20 protein-coding genes and 1 riboswitch are annotated in these 26,716 nt (G+C 71.1%); of the genes, 16 read left to right on the top strand and 4 right to left on the bottom strand.

The features are described 5' to 3' along the window. Positions 1–21 precede the first annotated feature (21 nt). A complete protein-coding gene (locus ACSDR0_RS08270; protein ID WP_435288155.1) occupies positions 22–3,543 on the bottom strand; it encodes a S8 family serine peptidase in 3,522 nt (1,173 codons plus the stop codon). Positions 3,544–3,839: 296 nt separating this feature from the next. On the opposite strand from ACSDR0_RS08270, the gene ACSDR0_RS08275 reads away from it, so the two are divergent. From ACSDR0_RS08275 to ACSDR0_RS08305, 7 genes are all read left to right on the top strand, one after another. Beyond that, positions 3,840–4,802, top strand: a complete 963-nt coding sequence (locus ACSDR0_RS08275) for an alpha/beta hydrolase (protein ID WP_435288156.1) — start codon at positions 3,840–3,842, stop codon at positions 4,800–4,802. A 361-nt stretch (positions 4,803–5,163) separates the two neighbouring features. Continuing rightward, positions 5,164–7,221: an N-acetylneuraminate synthase family protein gene (locus tag ACSDR0_RS08280; protein WP_435288157.1), complete on the top strand. Its 2,058-nt coding sequence runs from the start codon at positions 5,164–5,166 to the stop codon at positions 7,219–7,221. A gap of 28 nt (positions 7,222–7,249) precedes the next feature. Next, positions 7,250–8,176 carry a glycosyltransferase family 2 protein gene (locus ACSDR0_RS08285; protein WP_435288158.1) on the top strand — a complete coding sequence of 309 codons (927 nt, stop codon included), beginning with the start codon at positions 7,250–7,252 and terminating at the stop codon, positions 8,174–8,176. After that, positions 8,176–9,459, top strand: a complete 1,284-nt coding sequence (locus tag ACSDR0_RS08290) for a polysialyltransferase family glycosyltransferase (RefSeq protein WP_435288159.1) — start codon at positions 8,176–8,178, stop codon at positions 9,457–9,459. Before ACSDR0_RS08285 ends, ACSDR0_RS08290 begins: the two co-directional genes overlap by 1 nt. A 117-nt stretch (positions 9,460–9,576) precedes the next feature. Further along, entirely contained in the window at positions 9,577–11,274 is a 1,698-nt protein-coding gene (locus ACSDR0_RS08295) for a serine hydrolase domain-containing protein (protein ID WP_435288160.1), read from the top strand. Between the two features lie 6 nt (positions 11,275–11,280). Continuing rightward, on the top strand, positions 11,281–11,955 hold the full coding sequence (locus ACSDR0_RS08300; protein ID WP_435288161.1) for a response regulator transcription factor: 675 nt from the start codon (positions 11,281–11,283) through the stop codon (positions 11,953–11,955). Further along, on the top strand, positions 11,952–13,010 hold the full coding sequence (locus tag ACSDR0_RS08305) for a HAMP domain-containing sensor histidine kinase (RefSeq protein ID WP_435288162.1): 1,059 nt from the start codon (positions 11,952–11,954) through the stop codon (positions 13,008–13,010). Before ACSDR0_RS08300 ends, ACSDR0_RS08305 begins: the two co-directional genes overlap by 4 nt. 13 nt (positions 13,011–13,023) lie before the next feature. On the opposite strand, the gene ACSDR0_RS08310 is transcribed toward ACSDR0_RS08305, so the two are convergent. Then, positions 13,024–14,211 (bottom strand): DUF6716 putative glycosyltransferase, encoded by a 1,188-nt coding sequence (locus tag ACSDR0_RS08310; protein WP_435288163.1) that lies wholly within the window; start codon positions 14,209–14,211, stop codon positions 13,024–13,026. 130 nt (positions 14,212–14,341) lie between these two features. Then, positions 14,342–15,280 carry a hypothetical protein gene (locus ACSDR0_RS08315; RefSeq protein WP_435288164.1) on the bottom strand — a complete coding sequence of 313 codons (939 nt, stop codon included), beginning with the start codon at positions 15,278–15,280 and terminating at the stop codon, positions 14,342–14,344. A gap of 274 nt (positions 15,281–15,554) precedes the next feature. Between ACSDR0_RS08315 and ACSDR0_RS08320 the strand changes: the two genes are divergently transcribed. The 9 genes from ACSDR0_RS08320 (at position 15,555) to ACSDR0_RS08360 (ending at position 26,256) form a co-directional block, all read left to right on the top strand. Further along, the gene (locus ACSDR0_RS08320) at positions 15,555–16,436 is read left to right on the top strand and encodes an oxidoreductase (protein WP_435288165.1); all 882 of its coding nucleotides are present in this window, start codon (positions 15,555–15,557) and stop codon (positions 16,434–16,436) included. 15 nt (positions 16,437–16,451) lie between these two features. Then, positions 16,452–17,030 (top strand): TetR/AcrR family transcriptional regulator, encoded by a 579-nt coding sequence (locus tag ACSDR0_RS08325; protein ID WP_435288166.1) that lies wholly within the window; start codon positions 16,452–16,454, stop codon positions 17,028–17,030. A gap of 927 nt (positions 17,031–17,957) precedes the next feature. Then, a riboswitch (cyclic di-AMP (ydaO/yuaA leader) is annotated at positions 17,958–18,096 on the top strand. 18 nt (positions 18,097–18,114) lie between these two features. Continuing rightward, on the top strand, positions 18,115–18,801 hold the full coding sequence (locus tag ACSDR0_RS08330; protein WP_435288167.1) for a CHAP domain-containing protein: 687 nt from the start codon (positions 18,115–18,117) through the stop codon (positions 18,799–18,801). Between the two features lie 591 nt (positions 18,802–19,392). Beyond that, positions 19,393–20,742 carry an ABC transporter substrate-binding protein gene (locus ACSDR0_RS08335; protein ID WP_435288168.1) on the top strand — a complete coding sequence of 450 codons (1,350 nt, stop codon included), beginning with the start codon at positions 19,393–19,395 and terminating at the stop codon, positions 20,740–20,742. Positions 20,743–20,825: 83 nt separating this feature from the next. Then, positions 20,826–21,803, top strand: coding sequence for a carbohydrate ABC transporter permease (locus tag ACSDR0_RS08340; protein ID WP_435288169.1), 978 nt, complete (start codon positions 20,826–20,828; stop codon positions 21,801–21,803). A gap of 89 nt (positions 21,804–21,892) precedes the next feature. Further along, the gene (locus tag ACSDR0_RS08345; RefSeq protein WP_435288170.1) at positions 21,893–22,699 is read left to right on the top strand and encodes a carbohydrate ABC transporter permease; all 807 of its coding nucleotides are present in this window, start codon (positions 21,893–21,895) and stop codon (positions 22,697–22,699) included. 35 nt (positions 22,700–22,734) lie between these two features. Further along, the gene (locus tag ACSDR0_RS08350) at positions 22,735–24,120 is read left to right on the top strand and encodes a GH1 family beta-glucosidase (RefSeq protein WP_435288377.1); all 1,386 of its coding nucleotides are present in this window, start codon (positions 22,735–22,737) and stop codon (positions 24,118–24,120) included. 34 nt (positions 24,121–24,154) lie between these two features. Then, on the top strand, positions 24,155–25,162 hold the full coding sequence (locus tag ACSDR0_RS08355) for a LacI family DNA-binding transcriptional regulator (protein ID WP_435288171.1): 1,008 nt from the start codon (positions 24,155–24,157) through the stop codon (positions 25,160–25,162). 104 nt (positions 25,163–25,266) lie between these two features. Beyond that, positions 25,267–26,256: a phosphotransferase family protein gene (locus ACSDR0_RS08360; RefSeq protein ID WP_435288172.1), complete on the top strand. Its 990-nt coding sequence runs from the start codon at positions 25,267–25,269 to the stop codon at positions 26,254–26,256. Positions 26,257–26,304: 48 nt separating this feature from the next. On the opposite strand, the gene ACSDR0_RS08365 is transcribed toward ACSDR0_RS08360, so the two are convergent. Then, complete coding sequence (locus ACSDR0_RS08365; protein ID WP_435288173.1) at positions 26,305–26,712, bottom strand: YkvA family protein; 408 nt, start codon at positions 26,710–26,712, stop codon at positions 26,305–26,307. Between the last annotated feature and the right edge of the window lie 4 nt (positions 26,713–26,716).

The following is a 26,716-nucleotide window of genomic DNA, read 5'->3' on the forward strand; positions in this document are numbered from 1 at the left end:
CCGTCGGCGGGGTTCAGGCCGCTACGGGGCGGCCTTGTCGGGGCGCTCGGAGACGCGGATGCTGTTGAGCACGGTGTCGCCGGTCCGCTTGGCGAACCGCACGTTGAGCTGGCCGTCGGTGACCTTCACCGTGTACTGCCGGGTGGTGGCGATGTACGCGCCGGTCTCCAGGGCGAGGTCCAGCGCGGGGATCGCCAGCTGGCCCTCGACGATGACGTCGAAGACGCGCTGGCCCTCACGCTTGCCCCGGGTCTCGGCGAAGCCCAGCTCGACGGCGTAGGTGCCGTTGGGCACCTGGTCGAACCGGTACTCCAGCATCCCCTCGCGGACGCTCCTGAACAGCGCCTGCTCGGTGGTGCCGGTGATCGTCCTGCTCGTCGTGTTCGTCTTGGTGCTGGTGCCGACGTAGCCGTGACCGCCGGTGGCGTGCTTGCGGTCCGCGGTCCAGCGGTCGCCCGCGGTGTCGACGACGTCCTTGGTCCCGCCCACCTCGACGGCGACCTGGTGCTTGGGCACCACGACCGTCACGGCGATCTCGATCTGCGGATCGCGGCCGCTCGCCGAGCGGACCAGCAGCTTGCCGGTGCGTACGGTGCCCGGCGGGACACCCGCGCTGGAGGCGGTCACCTTCAGCGTCACCGACTTGCCCTTGGCGAGCTCGCCGGTGGCGGGGGTCACGCTCAGCCAGCCCTGGGCGGGGTCGGTCACCACGGTGTAGGCCGTGGTGACACCCAGGTTGGACAGCTCGACCGTGCCGGTCCTGGTGGTCTCCGCCGGTTGCACCAGGGTCAGCTCGGCGACCGAGGCCGTCACCCGGCCGGTGGCCAGCGCGGTGTCGGCCCGGGTCACGGCCCCGGCGGTGATGGTGACCTCCTGGGTGAAGGTCCCGTAGTTCTCCTTGGAGACCTCGACCTGGTAGTCGCCCAGCAGGATCTGCCCGAGGAACCTGCCGTCCGCCCCGGTGGTGAAGGTCGCCACGTCGCCGACCTTGACCGTCGCGCCCGCCAGCGGGTCGCCGTCGTTGGCGTCGGTGACGGTGCCGGTCAGCAGCCCGTGCCTGCTCGCGGTGAAGGTCAGGCTCTGGCCGTCGCCGATCGCGGCGCTGTTGAAGGAGTACTGCAGCGCGTCGGTGCCGTCGGCGTTCTCGATGCCCACGGTGGCACCGATCCCGGCGTCGCGCTCGCTGTCGATGCTGTCGTAGCGGTATCCGACCGACCCGTTCTCGCCGAGCAGCGCCGAGAACGAGACGCGCTGGGTGGCGTCGGCGTAGAAGCGGGCGTTGCGCCACTCGACGACGAAGGTCCGGTTCGGCGCGGTGCCGACGGTGGCGGTGTAGATCCCGGACTGGTCGTCCAGCACGAGGTCGTCCCAGAAGGCGTAGAGCGCCGCGTTGGGCGCGGCGGAGGCGGGCAGGGTCACGTTGCCCGCCAGGGCGGCGCTGTCCTTGAAGGCGAGGAACCCGTTGGTGCTCACCCAGGCGCCGGTGTAGCCGGTGCCGTAGAACGGGAAGGTGAACGGCAGCGCGATCTGCTGGACCGCGTCGTCGCCGGTGAGCGTGCTCTTGGCGGTGCCCGCGACGTACGCCTCGGCGGCGCTGCCGCAGGTGTAGCCGAAGGAGTCGGTGCGGCGCGGCAGGTCGACGTCCTTGGTCAGGTCGCCGGCCACCGTGAGCGGCACGGTCAGTTCTCCCGCGCACCGGGAGCCCGGGGTGACCTTCAGCTGGTAGTCGCCGTCGGGCAGCGTGAGCCGGTACCGGCCCGCCGCGTCGGCGACCGCGCTGACCGGGGTGCCCACCGCGGTCAGCGTGGCCCCCGGCTCGGGGGCGCCCGCGGCGGTGACCGTGCCGGAGACCGTGCCCGAGGACAGCTGGGTCAGCGACACGTCCTGGGTGACCGTCTGGTCGGACACGACGGTGACGGTCGCGGTGGTGGCGTCGGCGTACCCGAACTTCTTCACGGTGAGCCGGTAGTCACCCGCGAGCAGGCGGGGCAGCTCGTACGTCCCGTCCTGGGCGGTGGTGGTCGTGCGGTTCAGCGGCCCGGTGACGGTGACGGTCGCCGCGGCGAGCGGCGTGCCGCCCGAGGTGACGGTGCCGGCCAGCCCGCCGAGCTCACCGGCGGGGGTGGCCTGGACCGCCGCGAACGTGTCGAGCCTGCCCTCTCCCCAGATGTTGTTGTCCGCGGCGGTGCCGCCGCAGCGCGTGTCGTCGACGTCGATCGCGGTCCGGTCGAGCAGTTCCCGCGTGGTGGCGATGTCGCCCAGCAGGGCGGGAGAGGCCGACCACATCAGCGCGACGGTGGCCGCCAGGTGCGGCGCGGCCATCGACGTGCCGGAGTTGGACCCGTAGCCGCCGTTGGTCACGGCCGAGCGCACGTTCACGCCGGGGGCCGCGAGGTTGGGCTTGATCTCGCCGTTCTCGCCGGTACCCCGGGTGGAGAAGGTCGCGATCGTGTTGTTGACGTCGAACGCGCCGGCGCTGTAGCTGGCGACGTATTGGCCGGGCGAGCCGCTGGAGTTGCAGCCCGCGTTCGTGACGTTGCCGTTGGAGAAGACGGGGAAGATGCCCGCCGCGACCCACGCGTCGACGGTCTCCTTGTACCAGGGGTTGAAGCCGCCGCCGCCCCAGGAGTTGTTGACGATGTGCGGCGCCAAGTCGGGACGCGGGTCGTCGCCGTTCAGGTCGGTGGGCGCGAGCACCCACTGACCGGCGGCGAGCAGCGAGGCGTCCGAGCAGGTGTTGGACTCGCAGCCCTTGACGGCGATCCACTTCGCGGCGGGGGCGACGCCGATCGTGTTGGCGCCGCCGTCGTCGCCCACCATGGTGCCCATGGTGTGGGTGCCGTGACCGTTGTTGTCGCACGGCGCGGTGCCGGAGCAGACACCGGCCGGGTCGAACCAGTTGTAGTCGTGGTCGACGCCGCCGTCGGCGCTCTTTCCTCGGTACTTGGCGGCCAGCGCCGGGTGGTCGAACTGCACGCCGGTGTCGATGTTGGCCACGACGATGCCCTCACCGCGGACGCCGAGCTCACCCCAGACGCGGGGGGCGTTGACGCGGTCGATGTTCCACTCGATCGCGTCGACCTTCGCCACCTCCTTGCCGGGCAGCGGCTCGGGCACCTTGGTGACCTGGCTGGGCTCGATCCGCTCCACCTCGGGCCGCTGGGCGATCTCCTCGGCCAGCTTGGCGTTGCCGGTCACCTGGATGGCGTTCGCGATCCAGAAGGGGGTGAAGTCGACGCTCTCGGCGGTGAGGAACCTGCGCAGGCCCGCCTGCGAGGAGGCGGCGAGCTCGGTCTTGGCCCGGAAGACCTGCGCGGCCTTCTCGGTCTTGGTCTTCGCCCTGCGGGCCGCGCCGAGGTCGGCGTCGCTGTTCAGGCGTACCCAGAAAGTGGCCTTGTCATCCGTGGCCAGATCCGCCAGAACGGCCTTGTCGATCTTGTCGGGGGCGGGTGCGGCCTGAGCCACACCCTGAGGGAGCACGAGTACGAGGGCGGCGGTGAGCCCGGTCAGGGCCGATCGCCAGCGTCGAGGGGTGTTTGGCACGCATTCTCCTTCACTCCGGGCGAGAGTCTCCCGCCGGGCAGAGCGACGCGGGGTGCACACGATCTTTACAACCCACGTGGAGAATCTTGAATAGATCTTGTGTAGTTTTCAAGCTTTCAGGTTACCGAAACGGTATATGTCACCAGAATTAACATCTATGGACCGCCTGAGCAGGGAGCGATATCCGCCCTGAGCTCCCGCGTTCCGGCCGGACGCGCCGCCTCACCACCCCCTCCGCGGGGCCGGTACGGCATGCGGGCTTCACGCGATCAGCGGGACACGAAAGGATTGGCGGCGTGAACCGCACCGCTGTACGTCTGGGAGTGCTCCTGCTGGCCGCCGTCGCGGTCGTGGCGGTGCTGCTCGCCCTGCTGCCACCGTCGTCGACCGGCACGTACGGCAAGGAGGACGTGCGGGCCTCCGGCGTCGCGGTGAAGAAGCTGGGCGAGCGCGACCACGAACTCACCGTCACCTCCGCCGCGCTCGGCCGCGAGGGCAGGGTCAGGGTCCTGCTGCCCGAGGGGTGGACGCCGGACTCGGGTCCGTGGCCGGTGCTGTACCTGCTGAACGGCTGCTGCCAGTCCGATTACGACACCTGGGTCACCAAGGGCGGCGCCGCGGAGCTCACCGCGGGCTACCGCGCGCTGGTGGTCATCCCCGAGGGCGGCCCCGTCGGCTTCTACTCCGACTGGCGTCAGGGGCCCGGCTGGGAGACCTTCCATCTCACCGAGGTCAGGACCGTCCTGGAGCGCGACTACGGCGCCGGAGACCGACGGGCGGTGGCGGGGCTGTCCATGGGCGGTTTCGGGGCGATGTCGTACGCGGGCCGCCACCCCGGCATGTTCCAGGCGGCGGCCTCCTTCTCCGGGGTGCTGCACACCCGCGACGGCAACGGCGGCGTCGACTGGCTGCTCGGGCAGTACAACGAGGAGTCCGTGAAGCTCTGGGGCCCTCCGGCCGATCCGGCGTGGGCCGCCCACAATCCGGCCGACCTCACCGGCGCGCTGCGCGGGGTGCGGCTCTTCGTCTCCAGCGGCGACGGCTCCCCCGGCCCGCTGGACGACGCCTCCGAGGCGCGGGACGAGGGCGAGGCCTCGCTGCTCCTGCAGGCCGTGACCTTCGTCGAGCGGGCCAAGCAGAACGGTGCCGACGTGGCGGTCGACTTCTACGGCCCCGGCACCCACTCCTGGCCCTACTGGCGCCGCGGTCTCGAACGCTCGCTCCCCATGCTCATGGGTTCCATCGGCGCGGCCGTCTGAGGATCGGCGGGTCACCGGCGACCGGTCCGCCGACAGCTTGCCGGTGACGGCCTCCCGGTGACGGTCCGCCGATGACGGTCCGCCGGTGACCGGAACGGCCCGGTCCCGGCCACCGCCCGGTCCCTGTCACCCGCTCCGCGCGACCCCTGCGCGACCTCTGCGCGCCCTGTACGGAGGGTGGTCGCGCGCGCCGTCCGATGCCGTCCGCGACGCGTCCCGGCTGGGGCTCCCGGTGGAGCGGAAAGTTAAGACGGACGACTCTGGACGTTCAGCTCAGACACCCCTTTCCGGTCACCCCCGTGGCTAGGTTCCTATGACACCCCAGCTCAGGGGCGTTCGCCGTATGTCATGAGGAGCCACCTTGCGAGTCCTGGCCGTTGTCCCCGCCCGTGGAGGTTCGGTGGGGGTTCCCCTGAAGAACCTGGCCTCGGTGGGCGGCAGTCCCCTGGTCGCCCGTGCGGTACGGGCCTGCGTGCGCGCCGAGCTGGTCGACGAGGTCGTGGTCAGCACCGACCACGAGGGAATCGCCGAGGTGGCCCGCGCCGCGGGCGCGACCGTGATCGACCGGCCGGGAGAGCTGAGCGGCGCGACCGCCTCCAGCGAGTCCGCCGTGCTGCACGCGCTCGACCATGTGTCCGAGGTCCCCGACGTGGTCGTCCTGGTGCAGTGCACCAGCGCGTTCATCGACCCCGCCGACCTGGACAGCGCGATCTCCAAGGTCCTGGACGGCAGCGCCGACGTGGTGTTCTCCGGGCTGGAGACGCACGAGTTCCTGTGGAGCGCCAACGGCGCGGGCGTCAACCACGACCCGTCCCACCGCCCCCGCCGCCAGGACCGCGAGCCGCACTTCCGCGAGACCGGCGCGTTCTACGTGATGCGCACCGAGGGCCTGCGCGAGCACGGCCACCGCTTCTTCGGCGCCGTCGCCGTGCAGCAGGTGCCCTCGCGCCACGCCATCGAGGTCGACACCCCTGAGGACCTGGAGATCGTGCGGGCGCTGGCGCCCTTCGTCGACGAGCCCGAGCCGATCGACGTGGACGCGGTGATCACCGACTTCGACGGCGTGCACACCGACGACCGCGCCTACGTCGACCAGGACGGCCGCGAGATGGTCGCGGTCAGCCGCTCCGACGGCATGGGCATCTCGCTGCTGCGCCGCTCCGGCGTCAAGCTGATGATCATGTCCACCGAGCACAACCCGGTGGTCGCGGCCCGCGCCCGCAAGCTCGGCGTGCCCGTCCTGCAGGGACTGACCGACAAGCGGACCGTGCTGCGCGACTGGCTCGCCATCGAGGGGATCGACCCGGCCCGCGTCGCGTACGTCGGCAACGACGTCAACGACCTGGGCCCGATGAGCGACGTCGGCTGGCCCGTCACGGTCCCCGACGCCCACCCCAGGGTCCGCGCCGCCGCCAGGACCGTGCTGACCAGGGCCGGAGGGGCCGGGGCCGTACGGGAACTGTGTGACCGGGTCCTCGCGGCCCGCCCGCTGGAGGAGGTCGCCACCGCTCCCGCGCCCCGCGCCGAGCTGCGGCTCACCCCCGTCGCCAAGCCCGTCCAGATCGGTGACGCGCTGGTCGGCGCCGGCCAGCCGGTCTACATGATCGCCGAGATCGGCATCAACCACAACGGCGACCTGGACATCGCGCGCAAGCTGATCGACGTGGCCGCCGAGGCGGGCTGCCAGGCGGTCAAGTTCCAGAAGCGCACGCCGGAGATCTGCGTGCCGATGGAGCAGCGCAGCCAGATCCGGCAGACGCCGTGGGGCGAGATGACCTACATGGAGTACAAGATCAGGACCGAGTTCGGCCTGAAGGAGTACACCGAGATCGCCAAGCACTGCCAGGAGCGCGGCCTGGACTGGTTCGCCTCCCCGTGGGACGTGCCGTCGGTGGAGTTCCTCGAGTCGATGAACGTGGTCACCCACAAGATCGCCTCGGCCAGCGTGACCGACCTGGAGCTGCTCCGCGCGCTCGCCTCGACCGGCAAGCCGCTCATCCTGTCCACCGGCATGTCCACGCTGGAGGAGATCGACCAGGCGGTGGAGATCCTCGGCACCTCCAAGCTGGTGATGATGCACGCCACCTCCACCTACCCGCTTCCTCCCGAGGAGGCCAACCTCCGCGCGATCGTCACCCTCCAGGAGCGGTACGGCGTGCCGGTCGGCTACTCCGGCCACGAGCGCGGCCTGCAGATCTCGCTCGCGGCGGTTACCCTGGGCGCGGTGACCGTGGAGCGGCACATCACGCTCGACCGCACCATGTGGGGCTCCGACCACGCCGCCTCGCTGGAGCCGGCCGGTCTGGAGCACCTGGTCCGCGACATCCGGATCATCGAGACCGCCCTGGGCGACGGCGTCAAGCGAGTCTTCCCCGGCGAGGAGGCTCCCAAGTCGCGCCTGCGCCGCGTCACCGTGTGAACCTCTGATCGGAGATGGGAAGAACAACTTGATCAAGCTGTCCGTCGTCGTCCCGGTGCGGGACGCGGAGGCCTACATCGGTGACGCGTTGACCTCGCTTGTCAGGAACGCGCGCCGGGACTTCGAGTTCATCGTGGTGGACGACGGATCGACAGACGCGACCGGGCAGATCGTCGAGGACTTCCGCGACGACCTGCCCGGTCTGGTCGTGCTGCACAACGACGCGCCGGTCGGGCTGGCCGACGCGCGCAATCTCGGGGTGTCCCTGGCCTCCGGCCGCTACCTGACCTTCATGGACGGCGACGACTGGCTCGCGCCCGGATACCTGGAGGACCTGGTCGGGGCGATCGAGCGGCTCGGCTGCGACTTCGTCCGGGTCGACCACGTCCAGGTGGAGGGCAGGAAGCGGGTGATCCACCGGGCGCCGCTCGCCACCCGGGAGGTGGTGCTGAAGCCGCGCGACCACATCCTGCCCGCCCGGTCGAAGACCATGGTCGACTATCCGTACGCCTGGGCGGGGATCTACCGCCGCGACCTCGGCGACCTGCTGACCTTCCCCGGGCACCTGCACACCGCCGAGGACAGGCCGTGGATCTGGCGGCTGCACCGCGGCGCGGGTTCGTTCGCGGTGGTGTCGCTGGCCGGATTGTTCTACCGGCGGATGGTGGCGGGCTCGCTGACGCAGATCGGCGACGCCAGGCAGCTGCACTTCTTCGACGCCTTCGACATGGTCTTCGAGGGTCTGGAGGAGGAGCTCATGCCCAAGGCGGTGCGCATGTTCCGCGCGCTCCTGGCCCACCACCTGGAGATGGGCGAGCGGTTCTCCCCCGAGCTCCGAGCCCGCTTCGAGGAGCGCGGCGCCGCGACCCTGAGGCGGCTGCCCGCGGACCTGCTCGCCGAGACCCGTCTGGATCCGGAACGCGACCAGATCCTGCAGAGACTCCTGGAGGGCTGATGACGCAGCTGTTCTACGCCTCGACCCTGTTCGGCGCGATGACGCTGGCGGCGGCGATCGACGACGGCCGCTTCGGTCCCCGCGAGGGGCGCCGGATCCTGCTGGTGTCCAACAACGCGGCCATCCCGGAGATCACCCCGTCCCTGGACGAGACCCCGGGTTTCGCCGCGCTGCGATCGCGTTTCGACGAGCTCTACTCGTGGAACGAGATCGTGGCCCCGCTGCACCCCTCGGACTGGAAGGCGCGCGTCATCGAGGTGCCGATGCTGAGCCGCCTGGTCGGCTCGCACCTGTCCCTCGGCGACGGGCCCGCCGAGCTGATTCTGGAGTCCATCGCGGTCCCCCCGGGCAGGACCCTGGGAGGACTGGTCAAGGACTGCCCGATCTCGGTCTACTCCGACGGCCTGATGAGTTACGGCCCGACCCGCGACCCGCTGCCGCTGGAGATCTCGGGCCGGATCACCCGCCTGCTCCACCTCGACCTGGTCCCCGGCCTGACGCCGCTGCTGCTGTCGGAGTACGGGGTTCCCGCCGAGACCCTTCCCGACCGGGCCTTCCTCGACGTGATCGGGGGGGTCGGCGGGGAGGCCGGCGCCTCTCCCGGCGGCCCGGCGATGATCCTCGGGCAGTATCTGTCCGCCCTCGACATCGTCACCCCCGAGGAGGAGGCGCGGCTGCACGCCGACATGCTGCGCGGCCTCGTCGCCAGGGGGTTTCGCGGCGTGCTGTTCAAGCCGCACCCGGCCGCCGGGCGCAGGCACGCCCAGCAGCTGCGCGAGACGGCCGCCGAGCTGGGCGTCGAGCTGGAGGTGGTGGCCGAGACCGTACCCGCCGAGTCGTGTTTCGCGGCGCTGAGGCCCGAGCTCGTGGTCGGCTGCTTCTCCACCGCCCTGATCACCGCGAGCCGGTACTTCGGGCTGCCGGTGGCGACGGTGGGCGGCGAGATGGTCCTGGAGCGGCTCACCCCGTACGAGAACAGCAACCGGATCCCGGCCACCGTCACCGACGCCCTGCTGCCGCGGCTGTCGGCGGACGGCTCGCTGGAGGAACCGCCGCCGGTGGATCTTCCCGCCCTGGTGAGCGCGGTCGGCTACTGCATGCAGGCCGAGGTGTATCCGGGGCTGCGCGAGAGCGCCGCCGCCTATCTGGAGACGCACGGCCCCGCCCGCTACTTCAAGCGCCAGCGCCTCGGCGCCCTGGACCTGATCGCCTCCCAGGCCGCCGCCAGGGAACGGAGTCCCCTGGGCAGGCTCCGCAACCGCCTGTCGAAGGCGTTCCCCTAGGTCCGGCCCCGCCACGGCGGCGGCCGGTGGGCGTTCGCGGTCACCGCGCCGGGCGGGACCCGGCTCTCGCGGAGCCGTTCACATCAGGTTTGCAGGGGGGAGCCTAGTTTCGCCCTCATGCGAAAATCTTTTCCAGCGATCACCGCCGTCGTGCTGACGACGGCGACCTTGGCGGCGTGTGGCGCCGGCCCGGACGGCCCGCGTCCGCGACAGGCCGCGGGCACCGCCGCGACGCGGTGCGATCACCGGCTGGACACGGCGTTCGGCGCCTGGGCCAGGGCCGGGTTCAGCGGATCGATCGCGATCCTGAAAGGCGGCAGGGTCGAGTGCCTCGCCGCCTACGGCACGGCGGACGACGCCACGGGAAGGCCGAACACGCCGGAGACGGTCTTCAGCATCGGATCGGTCACCAAGGCGTTCACCGCGGCGGCCGTGTTCGCCCTGGTGGAGGAGGGGAGGCTGTCGCTCGACGACCGGGTGGGGCGGATCCTGCCCGAGCTGGACGGTGCCGTGGCCAAGGCGACGGTCAGGCAGTTGCTGCTGCACACCAGCGGGCTCAACGGCTCGCACGGCGACGGCGACTACGAGCCGCTCGACCGGGACGCCGCGCTGGCGGCGATCGGCGCGCTGGAGCCGGCTTTCAAGCCGGGCGGCGGCTATCTGTACTCCAACGCCGGCTACACGTTACTGGCGCTCATCGTCGAGAAGGCGTCCGGCAGGAGTTTCCGCGCCTACCTGGCCGCGAGACTCCTGCGGCTGCCCGGCGGCCGGGTCGCGGGGGGATTCTGGGAGGGTGAGCCGGCCGTGGCCGGCCCCCGGGCCATCGGCCGGCTCGACAACGGCACGACCGGCCGTTCGGGCGGTTTCGGCGGACCGTACTGGGCGACGGAGGGCAACGGCGGCCTCGCCATGACCATGCGGGATCTGGCGACCTGGACGCACGCCCTGTTCACCGGGCGGCTGCTCTCCCGCGGATCGGCCGAGGCCATCGGCAGGCCGGGGCGCGATCTGGGCGGCGGCAGATCCGAGACCCCGGGATGGGTGGCGTTCGAGAAGTCACTGTTCGGCGAACCGTTCCTGGCCGCGGCGGGGGGCGGCGGCGACGTCGGCCACAACACCACCGTCGCGTGGATCCCCGGGCAGGAGCGGGTGGTCGCGATATCGGCCAACGCGCCGAAGGTGAGCGCTGAGGATCTGCTGCGGGCGGTGGGCCCGGCCCTGCTCACCGGCGGCCCGCTGCCCACCCCCACCGGCGCGGCCCGCGGCGGCGGCGATCTCGCCGCTATCGTCGGATCGTACGAGCTGGAGACGGGAGGTTCCTTCGACGTGAGCACGGCCGCCGGCAAGGTGACGGTCTCCGCCACCGGCCCTGACGCCGTCACGGCGCTGTTCCCGCCCAGCGGGTCCACCGCCGGCGACCCGCGCGGGCACGACGAGCGCGTGCTGGCGCTGCTGGCCGGGCGGACGCGGGAGGGCCGCAAGGAGCGGGCGTCCCTGGCCGCCGCCCTCGGGCCCCTGGGCGGCGTCACCCTGGCCGGCACCGTGACCGGCGGCAGTGAGGTGCGCACCTACGTCACCATCACCGCGGGAACACGGCCGGTCCTCGGCTGGTACGCCGTCAACGAGCGAGGGGGCGTCGAGGCGGCCGAGGTTCCCGCGAAACCCCCGGAGCTGACCTTCGTCGCCTCCGGAGACGGCCGTTATCGCCCCGACGACCCGGCCGGCACCGGACCGCGGGTGAGCCTCTCCTTCCGGGACCGGAACCTGGTCGTCTCCCGGGCGGACGGGGAATCGACCGCACGACGGACCGGCTGACGTGCCGTGCGCATCCTGATCGTCGAGGACGACCCCGATCTGGCCGAGCTGGTCGCCCTCGGCCTGCGCAACGAGTCGTACGCGGTCGACCTGGCGGCGACCTGCCTCGAGGCGGAGGAGGCGCTGCGGACCACGGCCTACGACGTGGCCTGCCTCGACCTTTCCCTGCCCGACGGTGACGGGCTCGACCTCGTGCGCCGGCTCGCCCTCGATCCCGATCTGCACCGGCCCCGGCGCACGCTCGTGCTGACCGCCCGCGACGCCGTCGCCGACCGGGTGGCCGGGCTGGACGCCGGTGCCGACGACTATCTCGTCAAGCCGTTCCACTTCACCGAGCTCGTCGCCCGCCTGCGGGCACTGGGCCGCCGCGGCGACGAGCACGGATCGGTCCTGCGGGTGGGCGAGCTGACGCTCGACCTGACCGCTCACCGGGTCTGGCGATCCGGCGTCGAGCTCGATCTCACCTCGCGCGAGTACGCGCTGCTGCGCTGTTTCATGCACCATCCCGGTGCGACGCTCTCGGCCGAGGACCTGCTGGAGCACGTGTGGGACGCCCACGCCAACCCCTTCACCGCCTCGGTACGGGTCATCCTCAGCCGGTTGCGCAGGAAGCTCGGCGACCCTCCCCTGATCTTCACGATCACCAACGTCGGCTACCGGCTGAAGAGGCCTCCACCATGACCCGTCCCTGGCGGTCGCTGCGCGCGCGCCTGGCCGTGCTCGGATTCCTCGCGATCTACCTTCCGGCTCTCCTGCTGTTCGGCGTGATCCTCGTGACCGACACCGAGACGACCCTCCAGGTGCTCGACGGCGTGGAGAACGTGGAGAGCGTGTCCACGCACAGGTCGGCGTGGGTCACCTGGACCATCCTCGCCCTCGCTCCGGCCGCCGCCGCGCTGGCCTGGTGGTGGGCGGGCCGGGCGACGGCCCCGATCGAGCGGATCCGTGCGGCGGCCGACGACATCGGCGGAACCGACCTGAGCCGGCGTATCGCCCTCGACCGCGGGCCGGCCGAGGTGATGTCGCTGGCCGCCGCCTTCGACGCCATGCTCGACCGTCTGGAACAGGCCTCCGCGACGCAGTGGCGGCTGATCGACGAGACCAGCCACGAGCTGCGCGTACCGCTGTCGGTACTGATGACCAACGCCGAGGTGCTCCTCGATCACCCCGCGCCCACCGTCGAGATCTACCGGCGAGGGCTGCAACGCTCGCGAGAGGCGTCCGAACGGCTCCAGACGACGATCGACCACCTGCTGGTCGACGCCCGCGCACGGGCCCGCGCCGTCGACCGGCGACCGGCCGACCTGATGACGCTGGTACGCGGCGTCGTCGAGCACGCCGGCGTGCTGGCGGCCAAGAAGGAGATCGGCCTGTCGGTCACCGGCCCGCCCGCCGCCGTGTGCTCCGTCGACGAGCCCACCGTGAGCCGCGCGATCTCCAACCTCGTCGACAACGCGATCAGGTACGCCCCGGCCGGATCGAGGGTGGAGATCGACGTCGAGGTCACCGGCACCGCGGCGGCGGTGGCCGTGACCGACCACGGCCCCGGCATCCCCGCCGACGAACGGGAACACGTCTTCGAGCGCTTCTGGCGTGGCCGGCGCGACGTCCCCGGCACCGGGCTCGGCCTGCCGATCGCCAAGCAGATCGCGCTGGCCCACGGCGGCGACCTCACGCTGGATCCTCCCCGGCCGGCCGGCGACGGCTGCACCTTCCGGCTCACCCTGCGCCGCTGACCGGTGACGGTTCCTAGCCGAACGCCTTGAGGTAGCGGCGCATCCGGCGCTTGGCGCGGTAGCCGACGCGCAGCACGTTCGGCGGCACCTCCACGCGCATGCGGGCGCGGCGGCGGGCGGCGGCGTACTCGGCGCCTTCGAGCAGGGACTTCGCCGGGACGAGGCGCCCGGAGCGGGCCTGCCCGACCAGGGAGACCATCCGCGACACCCAGTCGCTCTCGCCGCCGGGGTGGAAGTAGTTGACCTTGCACCAGGCGTCGTCCGGGTCCAGGAAACGCCCGGCCGAGAGGTCGTCGAGGGTGCCGAGCAGGCCACTGTCCTCGAAGACCAGGTTGATCATCTCGGCGCCCACCCCGAAGTCCGACAGCACCAGGAGCGGCACCTCCTGGGCGATCGCCTCCAGCGCGGCGGTCGAGCTGACGGTGACGAACCCGGCCGCGTGGGCCAGGTGCTCGTGCATGGGCCCCACCGCGAAGCGCACGGCCTCGGCGCGCACCCGGCCCTCCTCGGCGAGCGACTGCCACAGGCGCTGGTAGTGGTAACGCTCGTTGTGGGTCTGGCGCTCGGTGTCCAGGGCGCGGAGCTTGACGACGACGTCCAGGTCCGGCCGCCGCCGGGCCAGCTCGGCCAGGGCGAGCAGGACGCGCTCGCGCTCCTCCCTGCGCTTGGGCACCTTGGCCTGGGTGGCGAACACCACCCGGTCGCGCGGCCCGGTGGCCGGGATCTCCGCGCCACCGCGCAGGAACGGCAGCCGGGCCAGCCCGACCTCGCCGCCCCCACCCAGCCTGCGGCCGATCTCCGAGAACTCCTCGACCTCCCGGCCGCTGTGCAGCACGAACAGGTCGCATCCGCTGCGGAACAGCCACGCCTTCTCGGTGGCCGGGACGGAGATGCCCGGCAGCCCCGAGACGAACACCGGCCGGGGCCGCAACCCGGCCAGCACGTCTCCGGCCAGTACGTCCACCACGGGCCCCGTGCAGGCGACGAGCACCACGTCGGGCCTGAAACGCTCCGCGGCCCGGCGCAGCGCGCGGGCCGACAGCACGGGCGGATCGGCCGCCGAACCCGCGACGGCGGCGTGGATCTGCGCCGGCGACGGGGTGATGGGGGTGCGGATGACCGCCAGCTCCGTCTCGCAGCCCGAAGGCAGGTCCCTCAGCAGGCAGGCCGCCCACTTCAGGTAGGAGTCAGAGTCGGCCACGGCCAGGACCTTCAAAGAGAACCTCCGACGGGGAATCCCCCGGTTTCGTGTGTGGAGAGGATTCGTTTGTGGGGAGGCGGCACGGCGCGCGTCCCGCGAGCGGCGAGCCCACCGGGCCTCGGCCCTGGGGTCATGACCCGGTGACTCCCGTGTCATGGTGGGCGAACCTCGACAGGTGGGAGCGGAGTGACGGCGCCGCCTCGGCCGTCCACCACTCGTCGGGGACGTCCACCGTCTCCACGGCGACGCCCCGGGCCGAGAGCAGGACCCGCAGGGAGGTGACCGCGGTGGACGGCAGGCTCAGCACCCGCTGCTCGGCGGCCAGCCCGCGCAGGGTCATCTCGGCGGGGATACCGCCGTCATAGACGGTGATCCCCGGCTGCTCCCCGACCCGGGCGAGGTCGTTGGGGTCCTCCCGGCGGTGCGGGAAGTAGGCCACCGGCTCGGTCGAGCCGAGCCCGGCCAGCCAGGTGAAGTAGCGGTCGCGATGGATCAGGCCGTTGCGCACCAGCGAGGTGCCGAGGACGACGGTGCGCTCCTCGGGACGGGGCCGGCGCAGCGGCTGCGACCGCAGCCAGGCGAAGTCGTGGGTGACCAGCTCGGCTCCCCTGGCGCGTACGGCCTTCGCCAGGTCGGGGGGGACGGGCAGCGCGGTGAAGATCGACAGCCGCCCCGCGCGGGCGGCGGCGCGCAGCCTGAGCCCGGCCGCCACACCGAGGGCGGTCCTGAGCCTTCCGGCCTTCCCCCTGGCCCTCAGCAGGGGCGTTCCCACCCTGCCGGTGAGCAGTTCCAGGAGCCTGATGGTGGCGAGCCCGTCGTCGACGATCACGATCCGGCCGGGGAGCGCGGTGAGCCAGCGGAACTGGACCTTGCCGGAGAAGGCGTCACCCACCGCCCACGTCTCGCCCCGGCGGGGCCGGGGCATGTCCGGCTGGGCCGCGGTGAGCTCCAGCCCTCTCGGCAGGGTGAGACGTCCGAGCTCGCCGCCCGTCACGGCCAGCGGGCGGAGTTTCGCCCTGGGCACGAGGTGACTGCGGGCACCGAGCAGCCCGGCATGGTGGGCCTCCACCGCACAGAGCATCTGCAACGGGGATTCCACCCAGGCAATGGCCGAACCCTGCTCCCGCGCGTGGTCTCGACCGTCCTCCACGCCGGGCGATGACCCGTTCACGACTGCCACAACCTAACCCGGCGGCCTTAAGCGCTTGGGAACTGCGGGTGAACAGCCGACCACGCGCGCTTGCAGGTGATCTTTCCGGCCTTTACCGTGGTGTACGGAACCGTTTCGTACACCACGTGATCCATCCCCGATTCGTCCGTCAATCCGCCACGAGGAGCGAGCGATGTGGACAACCGACGAGATCCCCGACCTGACCGGCTCCGTCGCGGTGGTCACCGGGGCGAGCGGCGGCATCGGCGTGCCGACGGCGCTCGAGCTGGCCAGGCACGGCGCCCGGGTCATCCTGACCGCGCGCGACGCGGACCGGGGCCGGGCCGCGCTCGACACGATCAGGGCGGCGGCGCCGGGGGCGGCGGCCGAGGTGAGGGCGCTCGACCTGGCCGACCTCGGCTCGGTGCGCGCGTTCGCCGAGACGGTCGACGGGCCGCTCGACCTGCTGGTCAACAACGCCGGGGTGGGCCCGATGCCCCGGCGGACCACCGTCGACGGTTTCGAGACCCAGTTCGGCGTCAACCACCTGGGGCACTTCGCCCTGACCGGGCTGCTCATGCCGCGCCTGCTGGCCGCCCCCGCCGCCCGGGTGGTCACGGTCTCCAGCGACGCCCACTCCGTCGGTGCGATCGACTTCGACGACCTGGCTCTCGACCGCCGGTACGGCAGGTTCTCCGCCTACGGCCGTTCCAAGCTGGCCAACCTGCTGTTCGCCCTGGAGCTGCAGCGCCGCGCCGACGCCTCCGGAGCGCCCCTGCTGAGCCTGGCGACCCACCCGGGCATGACGGCCACCGGCATCATGAAGGTGGGCGTCCTCACCCGCCCCCTCAACGCCCTGCTGCGCCTGGCGGTGCAGCCGCCCGCCAAGGGCGCCCTGCCGTCCCTGTACGCCGCGACCTCCCCCGAGGCGAGGGGCGGGCAGTACGTCGGGCCGGGGCCGAAGGTGCTGCGCCCCTCGCCGAAGGCGCTGGACGCGGCCGTGGCCGCGAGGCTCTGGGAGAGGTCGCAGGAGCTGACCGGCGTACGATTCTGGGACATCAGGCAGCACTCGTGAACCATCGGAGGCACCTTGCGTCTCGATCCCGCGCGGGAACGGGCGATCCTCGACGCGACTCTGGAGCTGCTGTCCGAGGTCGGATACGACCGGATGTCCGTCGACCAGATCGCCAGGCGGGCCAGCGCCAGCAAGGCCACGATCTACCGTCGCTGGCCGGGCAAGGAGGCGCTGGTCGTGGACCTGATCTGCAACCACCTCAAGATCGAGGTCGCGCCGCCGCCCGACACCGGGTCGATGCGCGGGGACCTGGTCGAGGTCGTGGACGGGTTCTGCCGGATCCTGGAGCGGAAACACACGATGATCTTCGGCCTGTTCCCCGCGATCCTCACCTCCCCCGACCTGGCCGCCGCCCTGCGCGACAACGTGCCCCGCGCCGACATCACGGGCACCACCCCGCTACTCGACCGCGCCAGGGAGCGCGGCGAGTTGCCGGGACCGGTTGACCCGGCGGAGCTCAGGAAGATCACCGAGGCGCTGGTGTGGTACCGGCTGTTCTTCACCGGGAAGCCGCTGGACCGGGAGTTCGCCGAGGAGACGGTCGACCGGTTCCTGCTCCCGCTGTTTCGCGCGTGGTCCGGCTCGGAGACCTGAGACCTGAGGCCGTGAGCCCGTGAGCCCGTGAGGCCGTGAGCCCGTGAGCCCGAGGGCCTGAAACCCGGAGAGCCTGGCGCCCGCTCTGGCGCGAAGGCCCGCAAGCCCGAAGGCCCGAGAGCGCGAAGGCCCGCAAGCCCGAAGGCCCGAAGGCCCGAGAGCGCGAAGGCGCGAAAACCCGCAGGCGCGAAGGCGCGAAGGCGTGTTCCCTCGCTCCCGGCGGGCGGCGAACACCTCCCGGAGACGCGTTCCCTCACCCCGCGCGCCTTTACCGTTCGCGGGCGGCGAGGCCTCCTGGAAAGCGTGTTCCTTTACCTCGCGCCTTTACCTTCGCGGGCGTCGAGCCCTTCCGGGGGCGCACTTCTTTACCCTTCGGGCGGCGAGACCCGCCGGCGGCCCGGTCGCGATCCACCCTCACCCTCTTGAGCTGCGAAAACGCCTTCCGGGCACGGTCGCGAGCCGCCGGATCCCGCGTACGATCTCCGGCCCTTCCATGGGGGAACCCCTACCATCCGTATACTTTTTACTATCGAATATTTGTTCGACAATCTGAGGGCACCCCGCCTCTCATCAAGGACCTCGCCCCCGCGTGATACCACTCGCCCGCCGACGTCTCGCGGGCGGGTCCCGAAAACCTGGATCGCCGTGGGCGCAGGGGATTCCGGGCGCTCTCCCGCCCGGCGGGGAGAGGCGCGGCCGCCGCGGAACGGGCGCGATCCACCCCTCCCCTCACCTCGGGAGACACCCCGCCGCTCCCCCTCCATTCAGACGTATTACCAAGTCAGAGCAATGTGTCCTACTTGTACTCGTCTGTCCTCTTGGCGTACGTTCGTCCCTATTGATGGCAATTGCCTAGGTCTGTATAGGTCTGCGCATTGCCGTCACATTGCCCGACTGTGCTTCGCCCGGCGGAATCCTCCGCCACGGTGAGCACGGCCGCCGAATCCGCGAGGTTTGCGGAACCGGGGAACCACGTTCCTGGGGTGAATCAGCGCACCTGTGCGCCGTAGGGCACTTCCCAGCCCGAACCCGTCAGCTAACCCGGTAGGCGGAATGGAAGCGAAGCAAGGAGTCGAACCCCCGCATGACCAAGCATCGCCTCATCTCCACCCCCCGTGCGGCCTGCGCCGTCCTGGGCGCCTGTATCGCCCTGGCGGGTACCGGCGGCACCGCCGCCCTGGCCGCCGCCCACACCCCCATGAAGGCACCGCCCGCCGACGCCAACGCCAAGGCCGCGAAGACCCCGCTCCAGGCCGTGGCCGAGGGTCTCCCCAAGGTCTCCGCCCAGAAGGTCCTGGACATCGCCTCCCGGCAGATCGGCGTCCGCGAGAACGCCGAGGGCGGCGGAACCAAGTTCCACTCCTGGTACATGTCCTCCCCTCGCGCCAAGGAGACCCTCGCCCGCGACGGCGGCAACACGGTGTACGACTACGCCAACGCCCCCTGGTGCGCGATGTTCGTCTCCTGGGTCGGCGAGATGGCCGGCATCCGCCCCACGATGGGCTGGGACGCCTACACCGTCGCCCACGCCAAGTGGTTCAAGGACAACCAGCACTGGGGCACCGTCCCCACCCCCGGCGCCGTCGTCTACTTCGACTGGGCCGGCGGCAAGAGCATCGACGGCATCGACCACGTCGGCTTCGTGAAGAAGGACAACGGCGACGGCACGATCACCACGATCGAGGGCAACACCGGCAACGGCGACGTCGAGCAGCGCGTCAGGCCGGTCTCCCAGGTCGTCGGCTACGGCTACCCCGTCTACTCCAACTGACCCGCCCCCGCGACCCGCGTCACCTCCATGGCGCGGGCCCCCGGCTCCCCCGCCGGTGAACGCGGGCCGGTCCGCACGCTCCCAGGGGCGCCGCTCGTTCGAGCGGCGCCCCTGACCGCGTCTCCACACCCTCCCGGGCGTCCTCCCCGGCCGGCGTTCCCTCTCGCGACCTGCCCTCCTCGGAGTCCGCCCTCCCGGCCCTCCCCCGGCGCCTCTTTGACAGCCCTCCTGACACCCCTCCCGCGGCCTCTCACCGGCGCCCCCTCCGGGGGTGGCCTCGGTGGCGACTCCCCCGGCGAATCCCTCACGGACACGAAATGCCCCGACTGTATGTCCATGAGATGGGAGCGCTCCCAATCACCTCAATAAGAGGTTTGCCCTGGTTTCATGCCATTAGTCCCACCCAAAACGCCCGGATGTAACGGTTGAGTTTCGGCATATTGACGTCCTGGTTGCCCATCGTCCACTCTTCGTGGGAGCGCTCCCAAAGCACATTGAGGAACGACCTCGTCGCGAGGCCCGCGTTTGTCGGGGACCGGCCCGCGATGTCGCCTCCCAATGATTCGGGCGACCACCTGAGAGGGGTCCGGAATGTTGAACAACAAGCGGCACGGCAAGCTCGCCGCCGTCGCGGTCATGGCGGCCACCGCCCTGGCCATCACGTCGTGCAGTTCCAGCGAGCCCGCCAAGCCCGCCGCGGGCGGCGGCTCCGCCGCCGCGGCCGAGCCGGTGACCATCACCGTGCACACCTTCGGCGGCGGTGAGAACTTCGGCTACGACAAGGCCGTGGAGACGTGGAACGCGGCCCACCCGAACATCCAGGTCAAGTACCAGAACCTGACCGACCGTTTCGAGGACGTCTACCTCCCGCAGCTGCTCCAGCGCCTGCAGGCCGGCAGCGGCGCGGCCGACATCATCGCCCTGGACGAGGGTGCGATGGGCCTCATGAAGGCCCGTCCGCAGTTCTTCACCGACCTGGCCGAGCACGGTCTGGACAGCCGCAAGGCCGACTTCCCCGCGGCGAAGTGGGACAACGGCATCAACGCCGACAACAAGCTCTTCGCCCTGGGCACCGACATCGGCGGCATGACCATGTGCTACCGCAAGGACCTGTTCGAGAAGGCGGGCCTGCCCACCGAGCGCGAGGAGGTCGGCAAGCTCTGGCCGGACTGGAACGCCTTCATGGAGGTGGGGAAGAAGTTCCAGGCCGCCAACCCCGGCAAGACCGACCCCAAGTTCATCGACGGCCCGAACACCCTCTACAACGTGATCCTGTCGCAGGAGGCGCCGAAGAACGGCAACGTCTCCTACTTCGACAAGAACAACCAGCTCGTCATCGAGACCAACCCGGCCATCAAGACCTCCTTCGACACGGTGAAGAGCTTCAGCCAGGCGGGCCTGACCGCCAAGCTCGCCTCGTTCTCCCCGCCGTGGAACGCCGCGATCAAGAAGGGCGCCTTCGCGACCATGGGCTGCCCGGCCTGGATGCTCGGTGTGGTCTCCGGCGCGGCCGGTGACGACAACAAGGGCAAGTGGGACGTCGCGTCCGTACCCGGCGGCGCGGGCAACTGGGGCGGCTCCTACCTGGCCATTCCCAAGCAGAGCAAGCACCCCAAGGAGGCCGCCGAGGTCCTGAACTACCTCACCGGCAAGGAGGGCCACGTCATGGCCTTCCAGGAGGCCGCGGCCTTCCCGAGCTCCCTCACCGCGCAGCAGGACCCGGCGGTCGCCGACCTGAAGAACCCGTTCTTCAACGACGCGCCGACCGGCCAGATCTTCGGCGCCTCGGTCAAGGACCTGCTGCCCGTCTTCCTCGGCGAGAAGCACGCCCAGGTCAAGTCCTCGGTGGAGAAGGTCCTCGAGGGCATGGACCAGGGCTCGGTCCCCTACGACCAGGCCTGGACCAAGTTCCTTGAGGCCGGCGTCAAGGCAGCGGGCTGATCCCCGTACCGACCCGCATCGGCCCGGCGGCGGTGATCCCGCTGCCGGGCCGGTCGCCTGCCCCCGCTGAAAGGCTCTGACCGATGACACTGCACGTCGACTCCCCGGCCGCCCCACCTCGGCCCGGCCCCCGCCGGTCGGCGGGGCGCCGCGGACCGGAGCGGGGCAGTGGGTGGGCCCGGTTCGACCTCCGGGCGACCCCCTACTTCCTCATCTCCCCGTACTTCCTGCTTTTCGCGATCTTCGGCGTCTTCCCGCTCGGCTACACCCTCTGGGTCTCGCTGCACGAGTGGGAGCTCGCCGGGGACAAGACCCTCGTCGGCCTCGACAACTACATCGAGCTGATCACCGACGAGGCCTTCTGGAACGCGGTGGTCAACACCCTCGGCATGTTCGTCATGTCGACGATCCCGCAGCTCGTCCTGGCCCTTCTGCTGGCCAACGCGCTCAACAAGCGCATCCGGGGACGGCTCTTCTTCCGCCTCGGCGTGCTGCTGCCGCTGATCACCTCCGTCGTCGCCGTCGCGGTGGTCTTCACCCAGCTGTACGGGCGCGACTACGGCATGATCAACTGGTTCCTGAGCTTCTTCGGGGTCGACGCGATCAACTGGCAGAACGAGAAGTGGTCCTCGTGGATCGCGATCTCCACGATGATCGACTGGCGCTGGACCGGCTACAACGCGATCATCCTGCTGGCCGCCATGCAGACCATCCCCAAGGACCTCTACGAGGCCGCCGCCATCGACGGCGCCACGCCCAGGCGGCAGTTCTGGCAGATCACCATCCCGATGCTGCGCCCCACGATCATCTTCACCGTGTTCATCTCCACCATCGGCGGCCTGACGCTGTTCACCGAGCCGGTCATGTTCGACGGCAACCCGACGATGAGCGGCGGCGCCACCGGCCAGTACCAGACAGTGGCGATGTTCATCGTCAAGGAGGCGTTCCGTGACTTCGACTTCGGCTACGCCGCGGCCGCGGCCTGGCTGCTGTTCGCGCTGATCCTCATCGGGACGCTCATCAACTACTCCTTCACCCGCCGTATCGGGGGTTCCAAGTGACGGTCACCCAGCTTCGGCGGCCTCCCGCGCACTCCAGACGGCCCTCGGGCCCGTCGGCCGCGCGGAACCGCATCTGGGACGCCGGCCCGATGACGAAGGTCGTCCTGGCCTTCGCCCTCCTGCTGTCGGCGTTCCCCATCTACTACATGTTCATCATGGCCACCCGGACCAACGAGGAGGCCATCGACGTACCCCCGCCGCTGCTCCCCGGCGGCCACCTCGGCGAGAACATCGCGCGGCTGCTGTCCACCGAGGACGCCTACTTCATGACCGGCCTGGTGAACTCGGCCATCGTCTCGATCACCGTGACCGTCTCGGTCGTGCTGATCTCCACCCTGGCCGGCTTCGCCTTCTCCAAGCTGCGCTTCCGGGGCAGCAAGATCCTGCTGGGCCTGATCCTGCTGACGATGATGGTCCCGCTCCAGCAGATGGGCGTCGTGCCGCTGTACGAGCTCATGGTCACCCTCGGCTGGACCGGCCAACTGAAGGCCGTGATCCTGCCCTTCCTGGTCAACGGCTTCGGGGTCTTCATGATGACCCAGTACGCCACCCAGGCGGTGCCGGACGAGCTGGTCGAGGCGGCCCGCGTCGACGGCGCCTCCACCATGCGCATCTACACGAGCGTCATCCTCCCGGCGCTCCGGCCGGGAATGGCGGTGCTCGCCCTCCTGGTCTTCATGCAGACCTGGAACGAGTTCATGTGGCCGCTGATCGTGCTGAACCCGGACAACCCGGTGGTCCAGACCTCGATCGCGGCGCTCAACCAGGCCCACGGAACCGACTACGTGATGCTGTTCACCGGCACCGCGGCGTCGGTCCTGCCCCTGTTCATCGTTTTCATCGCGTTCGGCCGCCAGATCGTCGGCGGACTCATGGAAGGTGCGGTCAAGGCGTGACCACGCAAGAGACGCGGATTCAGACCTCGGATCTGATGTTTCCGACGAGCTTCGTCTGGGGCGCGGCCACCTCCGCATACCAGATCGAGGGCGCGGTGTCGGAGGACGGCCGAGGCCACTCCATCTGGGACACCTTCGTCAAGCAGCCGGGACGGGTGGTGAACGGCGAGCACGCCGACGTCGCCATCGACCACTACAACCGCTATCGGGACGACGTGCGGATGATGGCCGAACTCGGCCTCGGCGCGTACCGGTTCTCCATCTCCTGGCCCCGGATCCAGCCCGAGGGGCGCGGAGCCGTCAACCCCGGGGGCATCGACTTCTACAGCCGCCTGGTCGACGAGCTCCTCTCGCGGGGCGTCGACCCGTGGGTGACGCTCTACCACTGGGACCTGCCCCAGCCCCTGGAAGACGCGGGCGGCTGGCCGTCACGGGACACGTCGAAGCGCTTCGCCGACTACGCGGCGGCCGTGCACGACGCGCTGGGCGACCGGGTGAGCAACTGGAGCACGGTCAACGAGCCCTGGTGCTCGGCGTTCCTCGGATACGCCTCGGGCGAGCACGCCCCCGGGCGGCGCGAGCCCGACAAGGCCGTACACGCCGCCCACCACCTCCTGCTCGCGCACGGCCTGGCCGCGCAGGCGATCCGGGCCCAGCGTCCGGAGACCGTCATCGGCGGCTGCGTCAACCTGTACGCGATCTCGCCCCAGACCTCCTCGGAGGCCGACCAGGACGCCGCCCGCCGCATCGACGGGCTGCAGAACCGCTTCTTCCTGGACGCCCTGCTCAAGGGCGAGTACCCGGACGACGTCATGGAGGACCTCGGCCGGCCCGCGGGGCTCGTCCACGACGGGGACATGGAGCTCATCTCAACGCCGCTGGACAAGCTGCTGATCAACTACTACAGCCGGTTCACCGTCTCGGGTACCCCCGGCGGCGCCGCGTCGGCCGCGGCGGCGCCCACCGACACCGGGTCGCCCTGGGTCGGCAGCGAGCACGTGTCGTTCGTCGAGGGCGGACGGCCCGTGACGGCCATGGGCTGGGAGATCGACCACTCGGGCCTGCTGGAGGTCCTGCACCGGCTGGCCACCGAGTACCCGCGCGTCCCGCTGGTCATCTCCGAGAACGGCGCGGCCTTCGACGACGTCGTGGGCCCCGACGGCGTCGTCCACGACCGTGACCGGGTGGACTACCTCGACGCCCACCTGCGCACCTGCCACGCCGCCATCGAGGCCGGGATCCCCCTGGAGGGGTACTTCGCCTGGTCCCTGATGGACAACTTCGAGTGGGCGTGGGGGTACGGCAAGCGGTTCGGGCTGGTTCACGTCGACTACGAGACCCAGGTCAGAGTTCCCAAAGAGAGCGCTCTCTGGTATGCCGGGACCATCAGGCGTGGAGGCCTGAACGGTCCGGCAGAATAGGGGCCGGGAAATTCACCACTGGGGGCGCAAACACATGAACGGCGACCGTCGTCCGACGCTTGAGGCGGTCGCGGCCCTGGCCGGTGTCGGCCGTGGCACGGTGTCGCGAGTCATCAACGGCTCGCCCAAGGTCAGCGAGAAGGCTCGCGACTCCGTGCTGCGGGCGATCCAGGAGCTGGGCTACGTGCCCAACCGGGCGGCCCGCGCGCTGGTCACCCGGCGCACCGACACCGTGGCGCTGGTCGTCTCGGAGTCGGAGCTGCGGGTCTTCGACGAGCCCTACTTCGCCGGGACCATCCGCGGCATCGGCTCGGCGCTGTCCGAGACCGGCCTGCAGCTGATCCTCGCGATGGCCCAGTCGGCGCAGGACCACGAGCGGCTGGAGCACTACCTGACCGGGCAGCACGTCGACGGGGTGCTGCTGATCTCCCTGCACGGCGCCGACCCGCTGCCGGGGCGGCTGGAGGCGATGGGCGTGCCGACCGTCATCGGCGGGCGCCCGGTCGGCCTCACCCCCTACAGCTACGTCGACGTCGACAACCGGGCCGGGGCCAGGCAGGCGGTCAAATACCTGCTGGGCAGGGGCCGCCGCCGGATCGCCACCATCGCGGGCCCCCAGGACATGGGCGTGGGCGTCGACCGGCTCGCGGGCTACCGCGACGCGCTGCTCGCGACCGGCGTGAGCGAGATCGTGACGTACGGCGACTTCAGCGAGGAGAGCGGCATGGCGGGGATGCGCAGGCTCCTCGCCGAGAACCACGACCTGGACGCCGTCTTCACCGCCTCCGACCCGATGGCGCTGGGCGCGATGCGGGTGCTGCGCGAGGAGGGCAAGTCGATCCCCGGCGACGTCGCGGTGATCGGCTTCGACGACTCCCCCGCCGGGGCGCACTCCTCCCCAGCCCTGACCACCGTGCACCAGCCCACCGAGTCGATGGGCCGCCAGATGGCCCACCTGCTCGTCGCCCGCATCAACGGCGAGCACCTGGAGCAGCCGGTCGTGATACTGGACACCCATCTGATCGAGCGCGCCTCCGCCTGACCCGCCCCCTCGCCCTCTCCACCAGGCTTACCCTTGCCCGGCGCACCCCGTCCCGGCCGCGCCGCCTTCCCCCCACGCAGCACCGAGGCAGGACAAGGTAGGAAATGGACAGCAGGACGAAACGCCCCCTCACCCCCGCCGAGCTCGACGCGCTGGCTCAGCGGGCCCTGGGCGTCGGCGTCTCCTCAGCCACCGAGCTGACCGACGGCTTCGCCAACGCCGTGTGGCGGCTGGCCCTGCTCGACGGGCGCGAGGCGGTCCTGAAGCTGTCGCCGCCGCCCGAGCTGGAGCAGCTGAGCTACGAGCGCGACCTGCTGCGCACCGAGGCCATGGTCTACGGCCTGGCGGGCCCGGCGGGGGTGCCGGTTCCCGAGCTGCTGCGCGCCGGGTTCGACGATCCGGTGCTGGGCGGCGACTATCTGATCCTGGCCGCCCTCGACGGGGTGTCCTGGAACCAGGCGAATCCGGCGGAGGCGGACCAGCGGGCCCTGCGCCGGGAGCTCGGCGGCCACCTGGCCCGGCTGAACGCGATCACCGGCGACGTCTACGGCTACCCGTACGCGGGCCTGACCGGCGGCACCTGGCGGGAGGCGTTCCTGACGATGACCGGCGCGCTCCTGGCCGACGCGGGCCGCTACGCCACCCCGCTGCCGAGGCCGGTGCCCGAGATCGCGGCGGCGATCGAGGCGGGCGCGGGCGCGCTGGACGAGGTCGCGACCCCCTGCCTGGTCCACTTCGACGTGTGGCCGGGCAACGTCTTCCTGACCCGCGACGAGACGCCGCGCATCCAAGCGATCATCGACCACGAGCGGGCCTTCTGGGGCGACCCGCTGGCCGACTTCGTCACCCCGACGATCTTCGGCGAGCTGGACGAATCAGACCCGATCGTCGCCGGATACCGCGACGCGGGCGGCGTCGTGGAGTTCACCGGCCCCGCCCGCACCCGGATGGCCCTCTACCGCCTCTACCTCGCCCTGATCCTCCTGGTCGAGAACGGCCCCCGCCAGTATCCGGAGAAGGAGTACGCCTCCCTTCGCGACCGCTCCTCCGCCGCCGTGCTCAGGGCCCTCGACGTACTCTCGGCGGCACGGTGACCGGAGCGGTCGTCACCGCGTGCCGGCGCCGGGAGGCGCGGCTCCCGGCTAACGGGGTCCTCCGACGAGGCGCCGGACGACGGCCAGCCCCTCCGGCGTGCCGGGCCAGTGCCCGGCCAGCGCGTCGGGACCGGCGCGCCTGATGACCGAGCGCAGGACGAAGGCGACGATGATCGCGTCGTCGGCGTAGCCGAGCACCGGGACGAAGTCGGGGATCAGGTCGATGGGCATCGCCAGATAGCCCAGCAGCAGCCACAGCCGGACCCGTACCCCGCGCGGCAGGCTGTCGTCGCGCGCGAGCCCGGCGACCAGGCGGAGCAGGTCGGGCAGCAGGCGCAACGCCTCGCCCAGCGCGCCGCCCCTGGGGCGCGCCGTCACCAGGAAGACGGCCAGGGCCAGCCAGAGCAGCAGCAGGCCGCCCGCGATCCCGGCCGCCACCTTCCAGACCTCGGACACCTTC

Origin of the sequence: Streptosporangium sp. G11, from assembly GCF_051192615.1 — a bacterium.
In the GTDB taxonomy this organism is placed as follows: domain Bacteria; phylum Actinomycetota; class Actinomycetes; order Streptosporangiales; family Streptosporangiaceae; genus Streptosporangium.